The sequence below is a fragment of the Bartonella bovis 91-4 genome (assembly GCF_000384965.1).
Lineage (GTDB): Bacteria > Pseudomonadota > Alphaproteobacteria > Rhizobiales > Rhizobiaceae > Bartonella > Bartonella bovis.
Genome location: NZ_CM001844.1, coordinates 1288425 through 1299566, shown reverse-complemented (window position 1 = coordinate 1299566; position 11142 = coordinate 1288425). Strand labels below are relative to the sequence as shown.

Genomic DNA, 11142 nt, shown 5'->3' with positions numbered 1-11142 from the left:
AGGTGATGGGACGGGGACGGCTAATTTGATGGGGACGAAGATTGTGGGAGGTGGAAATGGGGAGGGTAAGGGGGTGATTATGGGGAGTACGGGGAGATGACGATGACCAATGTGAATATTTCAAAGGTTAAGGTGGGGGTGGATGTGCAGAAGGGGAAGTTGGAGATGATAAAGGGATCGATTAATTTTACGGGTGGGAGGGGGAATTATGGGGTGCATGTGCAGAATGGGGCGGAGAGTGCTAATTTGATGGGTGTGACGATTACGGGAGAGGGTGGACAGGGGATGGGGTTATATGTGGTGGGGACGGGAGCGGTGACGATGAATATGGGGGAGATTTCAAATGTTGAGAGTGGGGTGTATGCAACGGGGGCGGGAACGTTGAAAATGGATGGGACGACGATTACGTTTGAGAGTGGGAGCGGGAGTTATGGGGTGAAGGTGCAGAATGGGGTGAAGATGGCTAATTTGACGAGTGTGACGATTACGGGAAAGGGTGGACAGGGGACGGGGGTGATTATGGAGAGTACGGGAGTGGGTGCAACGGGGGCGTTGAATATGACAGGGGTGAATATTTCAAATGTTGCGATGGGGGTGGAGGTGATGGGGGCGAAAGCGGTGACGATAAGTGGGGGAACGACGATTCAGTTTACGGGTGGAAGTGGGTATGGGGTGAGGGTGGGGGATAGAGTGACGATGGCTAATTTGACGGATGTGACGATTAAGGGAAAGGGTGGACAGGGGACGGGGATGATAAAGGATGGGACGGGGACGATGACGTTGACGGAGGTGGGGATTTCAGGGGTTAAGGTGGGGGTAGAGGTGACAAGTGGGAATTTGACGATAAGTGGGGGGACGATGACAGGGGTGCAGACGGGGATAACTATGATGGGAAGTGGGACGTTGATGGTGAATGAGGGGACGACGATTACATTTGAGGGGGCTGGGCATGGGGTGAAGGTGGGGAGTGGGGTGGTGGCTAATATCACGGGGGCGATGATTAAGGGGACGAGTGGTGGGACGGGTAAGGGGGTGTGGATGGAGAGTACGAGGACGATGATGATAAGGGGGGGGGGAGATAAAAAAATGTTGAGAGTGGGGTGTATGCAACGGGGGCGGGGACGTTGAATATGGATGATGTGCGGATTTCAAATGTTGGGACAGGGGTGTGGGTAAAGCAGGGGACGTTGATGATGACCAATGGGTCAATTGGGTTTAAGGGGAATGGAAATGGGAAGGGGCTTAGTATTGAGGGGACGGCGAATGCTACTATTACGGGGACGACAATTAGGGGAATGGATGGGCAGGGAACGGGGGTGTGGATGGGGAGTTCGAAGACGATGACGATGACTGATGTGACGATTTCAGAGGTCGCAATGGGGGTGGAGGCGACGGGGACGTTGGTGATGAACAAGGGGTCGATTACGTTTACGAGTGGGAGGGACAATTATGGGGTGAAGGTGGGGAGTGGGGTGACAAGTGCTCGTTTGACGGATGTGACGATTAAGGGGGATGGGGATGGAGAGGGAAGTAAGGGGGTAGAGGTGAGCATGGGGAGTTCGAAGACGATGACGATGACTGATGTGCGGATTTCAGATGTTGCGATGGGGGTGGAGGCGACTAATGGGACGTTGGTGATAAAGGGGCACTCGACGATTACGTTTAACAATGGGAACGGGAATTATGGGGTGAGGGTGGGGAGTTCGAAGACGTTGAATATGATCAATGTGGATATTTCACAGGTTAAGGTGGGGATAGAGGTGACAAGTGGGAATCTGACGGTAAGTGGGGGGACAATGACAGATGTGGGGATGGGGATAAGAATGTTAGGAAAGGGGACGTTGAAGATAAGTGGGGGGACGACAATTACGGTTAAAGATGGGGTGGGGAATTATGGGATAGGGGTGGGGGAATCGGTGAATGCTACTATCACGGGGACGACGATTACGGGGACGAGTGGGGGGACGGGTAAGGGGGTGTGGATGGGGAGTACGGTGAAGATGGTGATGGAGAGGGTGACGATTTCAGAGGTCGCAATGGGGGTGGAGGCGATTAATGGGACGTTGGTGATAAAGGGGAACTCGACGATTACGTTTAACAATGGGAGCGGGAATTATGGGGTGAGGGTGAAGAATGGGGTGACGATGGCTACTTTGACGAGTGTGACGATTGCGGGGACGGGGAGTGGGGATGGGAAGGGGGTGTGGATGGAGAGTTCGAAGACGTTGAAGATGACTGATGTGACGATTTCAAATGTTGAGAAGGCGGTGTGGATGAAGGAGGGGACAGTGACGATAAGTGGAGTGCAGATTTCAAAGGTTAAAATGGGGGTAGAGGCAGTAGCGGGGAATTTGACGATAAATGGGCACTCGAGGATTACGTTTAACAATGGGGCCGGGAATTATGGGGTGAAGGTGGGGAGAGAGGTGACGGCTCGTTTGACGGATGTAAGGATTGTGGGGACGGGGAGTGGGACGGGTGGAAATGGAGAGGGAAGTAAGGGGGTGATTATGGATGGGAAGACGTTGGAGATGACCAATGTGGATGTTTTAAATGTTGGAGTGGGAGTGGAAGCGAAGAAGGGTGGAACGTTGACGATAAAGGAGGGGAAGATTGGGTTTAAGAAAGATTACGGAATAGGGGTGTGGGGAACAGCGACGGCTACTATCACGGGGACGACGATTACAGGAGAGGGGAGTGGGATGGGGGTGTATGCAACGGGGTCGAAAGCGGTGACGTTGGATATGACTGGGGTGAATATTTCAAATGTAGCAATGGGGATAGAGGCGACTAATGGGAAGTTGACGATGACCAATGGGTCGATTACGTTTACGAGTGGGGACAGGAATTATGGGATAGGGGTGGGGAAATCGGTGACGCTGGCTACTGTCACGGGGACGACGATTACAGGAGAGGGGAGTGGGACGGGGGTGATTATGGATGGAACGGGGACGTTGGTGATGAGTGGGGTGAATATTTCAAATGTTAGTGAGGGGGTGTGGGGGTCAAGGGGGACGTTGAAGATAAAGGATGGGTCGATTACGGTTACGAATAGTGGGTTTAAAGGATATGGAGTGGGGGTATATGTGGGGAAGGAGGCAACGGCTACTTTGAAGGGGACGAGGATTACGGGGGCTGGGATGGGAAGTAAGGGGGTGGTTATGAATGGGAAGACATTGGGGATGAGTGGGGTGAATATTTCAAATGTTAGTGAGGGGGTGGAGGTGACGGGGGGGATACTAGCGATGAAAGGAGGGTCAATTGGGTTTATGGGAGAGTATGGTATCAGTCTCTCAAAGAGCACTGCTGCTTTAATAGGGGTCAAAATCGAGGGAAACAATCAGGGACAAGAGGGTATCAAGCTTAGTGGGGGAATGGTTGATCTGTTCAAGACAAATATAAGAGATGTTCATAAGGGGATGACGATTACAGAAGGGATTGTCCGTATGTTTGGAGGGGAGATTGGGTTTAAGGAAGAGTACGGGGTTTATCTCAAGAAAGGTGGGGCTGCTTTAATAGCGGTCACTATCAAGGGAAATAGAACAGGACAAGAGGGTATCAAGCTTAATGAGGGAAGGATCGATCTGTTCGGGACAAATATAAGAGATGTTCATAAGGGGATGAGTGTCGAAAATGGGGTTGTCCGCATGTTTGGAGGGGAAATTGGGTTTAAGAAGGATTATGGGATCAGTCTTAAACAGGGTGGGGTTGCTTTAAAGAATGTCAGAATTACAGGACCTAGTAATAAGGGTACGGGGGTGATTATGCAGAATGGGGTGGGAGTGATGATGATGAAGGAGGTGGATATTTCGGGGGTCATAACGGGGGTGTGGGTGATAAATGGGAAGCTGATGATGCACAAAGGATCGGTGGCTTTTAATGGAGATTACGGTGTCAGTCTCATAGGGGGAGATGCTCTGCTAAATGGTGTTAGCATTACAGGGCAAGGTTATGAGACAGAGGTGGCGGTAAAGGCAATTATGGGAACAGTGGCGATAAAAGGGGGAGAGATGTCAAAGGTTGGAACAGGGGTAGAGGCGACTAATGGGGGAGCGGTGTGGTTGGTTGATACAAAGTTGAGGGATGTCTATAAGGGGGTGAGTGTCGAAGATGGGGTTGTTCATATGGAGGGAGGGGAGATTGGGTTTATGGGAGAGCGTGGTGTCAGTCTCACAAGGGGGCAGGCTTTGTTAGATGATGTCAGAATTACAGGTCCTAGTGATGAAGGTACGGGGGTGTATGCAACGGGGATGGGAACGTTGATGATGAAGGAGGTGAAGATTTCAGAGGTTGATAAGGGGGTAGAGGTGATAAGTGGGAAGTTGATAATGCACAAGGGATCGGTGGCTTTTAATGGAGATTACGGTGTCAGTCTTATAGGGGGAAATGCTTTGTTAAATGGTGTCAGCATTACAGGACAAGATGATAAGGGTACGGGGGTGAATGTAGGGGGTGAGGGGAAGATGACGATGATGGGGGTGAATATTTCGGGGGTCATAACGGGGGTGTGGGTGAAAAATAGGGCGAATGCTATTTTGATGGGAGGGGAGATTGGGTTTAAGGGATATTACGGGGTTTATCTCATAGGGGGAAATGCTGCTTTAAAAAATGTCAGAATGACTTATATGGGTAGCAACAAAACAGCTGACTTCATTAAGGTCAAGGGTGGGATAGTTATCGCTGAGGATATAATTATCACGAGCACTACAGACAATGGGCAGGGGGTGAGTGTAAATAACGGCGGACGGGTGTGGTTGACTGGTACAAACTTGAAAGGTGTTCATAAGGGGATGACGATTACAGACGGAAGTGTCCGTATGGAGGGAGGGGAAATCAATTTTAAGGGAGATTACGGTGTTTATCTTAACCAGGGTATGGCTGCTTTAATAGCGGTCAAAATGACTTATACGGGTAACAACAACAAAGCTGAATTCATTAGGATTGTGGGAGAGGACACTACAAATGCTATGGAAAAGACGGGTAAAGTACAAAAAAATGCTGTGGTTGTTGCATCACATCTCACGATCGATGGAAATGGTTATGGGCAGGGAATGAGGGTAGTTGACGGCGGACGGGTCGTGTTGATTAGGCCAACTTATACAAACATCTACAATGGAATGGCTATCACAAAAGGTGCTGTCCATATGGAGGGGGGGGAGATCAATTTTAAGGGAGAGTACGCAGTCTATCTTAATCAGGGCCATGCTTTGTTAAATGGTGTTATTATGACTTATACGGGGAATGATCCAGACAGTACTTTCTTAACGGTCTATGGTGCAGGAAATGCTAAAAATTTAGCAGAGATTAGAGGTAGGGGCATCAGAATCAATGGAAATGAAAAGGCGCACGGGATAAGGGTAATTGACAAGGGAATGGTCGTGTTAGAAAATGCGATTTTTAACAAGATGAGCAATGGGGTGACTGTTACTAATGGGGGAAGGGTCGTGTTAGAAAATGCGATTTTTAGCAAGGTGAGCAATGGGGTGACTGTTACTAATGGGGAATTCTCTATGAAAAAAGGGTGGATGACGTTTAACGGAGAGCACGGTATTAGTCTCCATACGGGGTATGCTTTGTTAAAGGGGGTGATTATGAAATATGAGGGTAGCAAGGCAACTAAAAACGCTCAGGCTACAAACTTCATCAAAGTCAAAGGTAAAGGTGCAAATTTTGCTGCTATAAAGGTTATGGTCATTGGAAATAATAAAACACAGGGTGTTCATGTGACTGATGGTGGGTATGTGATGCTCGATTACTCACATATAACAGGTGTAAAAGAGGCAATAACCATTCAAGACGGGTCGTTGTGGATGAAAAATGGGGTGATTAATTTTGGGGGAGAGTATGGGCTGAAGATGAAGGGGGGAAGAGTCCTTTTAAGTAATGTGCAAATGAACTCCACCAGTAATAATAATACAGAGTTCATCATGGTTGAGGAAAAAAGTGCGAAACTTAAAGCAGTAGGTGTAATAATTAACGGAAATGATACAGGAAAAGCTCAAGGAATAAAAATAGCAAATGGGGGACGGGCCTGGTTGATTGGTACAAATGTGAAAAAGGTTAGCACAGGAGTTGCTGTTCAAAATGCTCAAGTGACTATGATTAGCTGTGTTTCTATATTTTAGCGTATTTATTAGTTTTAGAGAGTTTTTTTGTTTATGGGTTTAGGTCATGGTTTAAGGTCTAGGCGCTTTGTTTGATGTTTTGATTTTATGTGTGTTTTGTTTGTTGTTTGAAGATGTGTGTTTTGGCTTTGTGGGTGTTAAGAGTGTTTTATATTAGGGTATGATGTTTTTAGGTAAGGGTTAGAGTTGGGAGGATTTTATGGGGTTTAAGCCATTTTAGTATGGTTTAGTTTTAGTTTTCTTTTTTTTAGAATAGTTTAGTCTCGTTTAACCTGACAGGTTAAAGGGGAACATGTGGGTTATGGTTATGCGTTGTGTTTTTAAGCATCATGTTTATTTATGTGTTGTCTCAACCGCTCTTATGGCTGGGCTTGCTCTAACATCTCATACTTCAAAGGCGTATGCTAAAGACCAGAATTGTGGGAGTAGGGGTAGTGGTGCTAAAGTTGTTAGTGGTAATGAGCCGATTGTGTGTGATGGTGGTGTGACAAGGATACTGAGTAGTATTAGTGGTGGTGGGGAGGAGATAAAGATAAATATGGATGAGGATATGGGCTCTGGTGAGGGCTGTGACGGTGAAGGATGGGGCAGATATTACGATATTAAAGAAGCTGAAGGTTACGGGGAATGGGAGTGGAAAGAGTGGTAGTCTACCGGTGATTAAGGTGTCCAATGCAGGGAAGCTGATGTTGAATCAGGAGGTTAATGTTGAGGGGCGGGGGTGAAGATAAAAAAGGAAATAGTGGTTGATGGGTCAGGGTCTTCTGTTACGTTGAATGGGGTGTTGAAGGGGTTTGAGAGGGGGGAAGTGAAGGTTAGTAATGAGGGGATGGTTGTTTTTGAGAAGGGAGTGGAGGGAATTGAGGGGATGAAGGTGAAAATTAATGATGGGGGAGGGACTGTAAGGTTGATGAAGGATGTGGCTTTTAATAGTGTTGGTGGAGCGGGGATAAAGATTGAGGGGAATAAGGGAACTGCGAGTGTGATGGGGATGGGGAGTGGGAAGACGGTAACGATGACTGTTAATGGAACGGGGGTGGGGGTGATGGTATACAGATGGATGGGGCGGGGAAGATTGATGCTACTGTGATGGGGTTGAAGATTGTGGGGAGTGGGGGGATGGGGGTGAGGGTGCAGAATGAGACGGGAACGATGACTTTGATGGGGGTGGAGATTGAGGGGTTCAAAATGGGGGTGAATGCGCAAAGTGGGACGGTGAAGATAAATGGGGAGTCGACGATTACGGTTGAGGCGAATGGGACGGGGATAATGGTATCGGGAAGTGGGGCGACGGTGAAGATGATGGAGGGGACGGTTACGTTTGAGGGGGCTGGGCATGGGGTGAAGGCGTCGGGTGAGGCGACGGCTGATTTGACAAAGGTGACGATTACAGGAGAGGGGAGTGGAAAGGGGGTGTGGATGGATGGGAAGACGTTGGAGATAACGAATGTGGATGTTTTAAATGTTTTCGTGGGACAAAACAGAAAAAGTAATAGGAAAATAGTTACTTTTATACGTTTACGTAAACGGGGGTGCACTATTTTAGTAATTATAAAATGCTCGCTCCTCTGAAACATCCACAGAATACTTTATCTTAGGGTGTATTTTGTGTCTTTATCATTGTAATATACTTGTGTTAAATTGATTGATATCCTCAAGTAAGTTAAGAAGTCCGCAAAGAACATGAGAAAAAATTGCTTCACCTGCTTGGGGTGTCGCTTTCTTTGCATTTCCTGCTGCTCCCTGGGGGTTAAGATCACGCATTGTCCACCCAAATGCATGAGGTCCATAGGCGCGCAAATACTGATAATTAGCGATCATATCAGCTTGCTTATTATAGAAATTTTCTGCTTGTTCCATCTGTACTTTTTCTGGGGCTAAATAGAGCATTAAGGAAGTTTCAACAAATCCTCCATGGATATCGAGGTGATGCTCAGATGGCTCTATTAAGCCTTCCGGTAGACCAAACCGATGCCAACTTGTTGCTACTGCAAGCATTGAAAATCGTTTTCGTAATTCAGTGATGACAATACTCATTAAAGGAGAATTGCCTCCATGAGCATTTAGAAGAAGAAAACGCTTGATACCATTACGGTAGCATTTTTCACCGATATTGATCCAGCGTTCTATGGCATCAGAAAAGGTGAGTGTTTGTGTGCCAGGAATATCCATATGTTCTATAGAATAGCCAATCTTTTCTACCGGTAATAGTTTTATATGAAATTGCCCTTTTATTTGCGAAACAAGCGCTTTTGCAAAAGCTTCAGCAATAATCCAGTCAGTTTCAAAGGGAAGGTGATTTCCATGATATTCATGAGCACCTAAAGGCAAAAGAGCGAGGGAAAGTGTATCAGATATCATAAATTCATTATCAAATAGAGAGTAAATAGATTGTAAAGTGTATAATATGATGGAGTTTATTTTTTTAAGATTTTAATTTATATGTGTAAGAAAGACAAACCACTTACTCGACCTTTGATCAAGGTTTTATTGTGGTATGAAATTTGATTATTATAACCATCAATTAACACATAACAATGACCACTCTAATTATATCAATACGGTAATTAAATTAAGATGAACATATATTAAATTCGTAAGCAGATGAACATATATCTTTAAAACAAAAAACAATTTCAGAATTAATTTCTGATCAGAAGTAGACTTTTAAAATTATAATATATAGTGCTGATAACTGTACTAGCGTTAATATTGATCTGTGCATCATCTGACTTGTCCATAAGTTGGAAAAGCTGTTGTTTTATTTATTTCTGTTTCAAAAAAATCAATTTTTAGGTTATCATTTTCATTGCATTATGCTACTGTTTTTTCATTGAAATCATAATCAAATCAGACTAACTTGAATGCATGGCTAGTTAAGCGAGACGCTGTGCCCTCTTACAAATGGATCATGAGTAGCAGCAATTTTTATTTTCATCTAAGATGGTTTTTTATGATATTTTCTCTAATCTTTTTGTTGGCCAACATTTTTTTTAAGAACAGAGCAAAATCCTTATTTCTACTTTTGCGGTTTTACAAGTGAGAATGGGGTTTGGAGGAGAAAGATCAAAAACTGAAAAGGATCACCCATTCTTGCAGATCGTTTGTAAACCAATTGGCGGAAGATGGAGATATGGTTTTGAAGAGGTTGGTTTGTTTGAGAAAAATGGGGCGGCTCTTTACTCTCAATTTGTATAAATAATATATTTCGTTGCAATTTCATTTTTCCCAAACAATCTATTGATTTTAAGTATCCCATAGATAGAACATTCGAGATATAATTCTCCATGTTTTTTCCTTGTCAATTATGCTGTGCAAGTATCCTCCCGGTGGGTAAATAAGTTACTGAGCATATTTTATAGCATAGTGAGCAGTTGGAATCTTTAAGGACTATCAGATTTTGCTATTCATAAAGTGTTTTAAAAGCCGAATAAATGCATGTAGGTAACTAAGTTGTTCCACTCCTTTGTTATAAGATTGTGTTCTTGATAACTTTGTAGAGATGGAGAGGTGTTTGTTTTTTATATGTTTTAGATTTTGTATATTTTAGCGTATTTATTAGTTTTAGAGATTTTTTTGTTTATGGGTTTAGGTCATGGTTTAAGGTCTAGGCGCTTTGTTTGATGTTTTGATTTTATGTGTGTTTTGTTTGTTGTTTGAAGATGTGTGTTTTGGCTTTGTGGGTGTTAAGAGTGTTTTCTTAGGGTATGATGTTTTTAGGTAAGGGTTAGAGTTGGGAGGATTTTATGGGGTTTAAGCCATTTTAGTATGGTTTAGTTTTAGTTTTCTTTTTTTAGAATAGTTTAGTCTCTTTTAACCTGACAGGTTAAAGGGGAACATGTGGGTTATGGTTATGCGTTGTGTTTTTAAGCATCATGTTTATTTATGTGTTGTCTCAACCGCTCTTATGGCTGGGCTTGCTCTTATAACGTCTCATACTTCAAAGGCGTATGCTCAAGCACATAATTGTGGGAGTGGTGGTGTTGTTGGTACTGTTAGTGATGATAATAAGCCGATTGTGTGTGATAGTAGCAGTGGGACAAAGACGCTGAATAGTATTAGTAGTAATGAGATAAATATAAATATGAATAAGGGTGGGGGCTCTGAGGAAGCTGCTGTGACGGTAACGGGGCCGGGGACGAATATTACGATAGGGAAAACACTGAAGGTTATCAATGGGAGTGGAAAGAGTGGTAGTCTACCGGTGATTAAGGTGTATGGTGGAGGGAAGCTGACGTTGGTGGAGGAGGTTGATGTTACGAAGGCGACGATAAAAAAGGAGATAGTGGTTGATGGTCAAGGGTCTTCTGTTACGTTGAATGGGGTGTTGAAGGGGTTTGAGGGGGTACAGGTGAAGAATGGGGGGGCGGTGACGTTGTTGAAGGATGGGGTGGAGATTAAGAAGGTGGAGGTTAATAATGGGGGGATGGTGACGTTGAATGGGAATGTGACTTTTAATAATGATGAAGCGGGGATAAAGATTGAGGGGACGGGAAAGGCGAGTGTGATGGGAGTGGGGAAGGCGGGGGAGATGGTGACGATGACTGTTAATGGAAAGGGGGCTGATGGGATACAGATGGATGGGGATGGAGGGACTGCGAATGTGGTGATGTTAAATATTAAGGGAGGGAGTGGGGCAGGGAGTACGGGAACGGGGGTGGATGTGCAGAATGGGACGATGGAGTTGAATAAGATAGAGGTGTCGGGGTTCAAAATGGGGGTGCATGCGAATAAGGGGACGGTGAAGTTGATGGGGGAGTCGAAGATTACGGTTGAGGATGGGGGGACGGGGATAATGGTATCGGGAAGTGGGGCGACGGTGAAGATGATGGAGGGGTCGATTACGGGGAGTGGGGGTGGGGGGAATTTTGGGGTGCAGGGAAGTGGGACGGGGACGGTGGAGTTGACTAAGGTGGCGATTGAGGGGTTCAAGAAGGGGGTGGATATGCAGGCTGANACGTTGGAGATGATGGGGGGACGGTGACGTTTACGGGGGCTGGGAGTTATGGGGTGAGGG

6 protein-coding genes are annotated in these 11142 nt (G+C 45.4%); 5 read left to right on the top strand and 1 reads right to left on the bottom strand.

Annotation, left to right across the window (positions count from 1 at the left end):
• The first annotated feature begins 96 nt into the window (after window positions 1-96).
• From BBBE_RS05605 to BBBE_RS05585, 5 genes are all read left to right on the top strand, one after another.
• Entirely contained in the window at window positions 97-1128 is a 1032-nt protein-coding gene (locus BBBE_RS05605; RefSeq protein WP_010701567.1) for a hypothetical protein, read from the top strand.
• Window positions 1101-6125, top strand: coding sequence for an autotransporter outer membrane beta-barrel domain-containing protein (locus BBBE_RS05600; protein WP_010701566.1), 5025 nt, complete (start codon window positions 1101-1103; stop codon window positions 6123-6125). The genes BBBE_RS05605 and BBBE_RS05600 overlap by 28 nt, the downstream gene beginning before the upstream one ends.
• Before the next feature lie 301 nt (window positions 6126-6426).
• Entirely contained in the window at window positions 6427-6774 is a 348-nt protein-coding gene (locus BBBE_RS05595) for a hypothetical protein (RefSeq protein ID WP_152023206.1), read from the top strand.
• 72 nt (window positions 6775-6846) lie between these two features.
• Window positions 6847-7215, top strand: coding sequence for a hypothetical protein (locus tag BBBE_RS05590; RefSeq protein WP_010701564.1), 369 nt, complete (start codon window positions 6847-6849; stop codon window positions 7213-7215).
• Complete coding sequence (locus BBBE_RS05585; RefSeq protein ID WP_010701563.1) at window positions 7182-7697, top strand: hypothetical protein; 516 nt, start codon at window positions 7182-7184, stop codon at window positions 7695-7697. Before BBBE_RS05590 ends, BBBE_RS05585 begins: the two co-directional genes overlap by 34 nt.
• 45 nt (window positions 7698-7742) lie before the next feature.
• On the opposite strand, the gene BBBE_RS05580 is transcribed toward BBBE_RS05585, so the two are convergent.
• Complete coding sequence (locus tag BBBE_RS05580) at window positions 7743-8486, bottom strand: creatininase family protein (RefSeq protein ID WP_010701562.1); 744 nt, start codon at window positions 8484-8486, stop codon at window positions 7743-7745.
• Between the last annotated feature and the right edge of the window lie 2656 nt (window positions 8487-11142).

Excerpts from the sequence above, each read along its gene's own strand:
- BBBE_RS05605 (WP_010701567.1), top strand. The coding sequence starts at position 97 with ATGACGATGACCAATGTGAATATTTCAAAGGTTAAGGTGGGGGTGGAT.
- BBBE_RS05580 (WP_010701562.1), bottom strand. The coding sequence starts at position 8,486 with ATGATATCTGATACACTTTCCCTCGCTCTTTTGCCTTTAGGTGCTCAT.
- BBBE_RS05595 (WP_152023206.1), top strand. The coding sequence starts at position 6,427 with ATGGTTATGCGTTGTGTTTTTAAGCATCATGTTTATTTATGTGTTGTC.
- BBBE_RS05585 (WP_010701563.1), top strand. The coding sequence starts at position 7,182 with ATGGATGGGGCGGGGAAGATTGATGCTACTGTGATGGGGTTGAAGATT.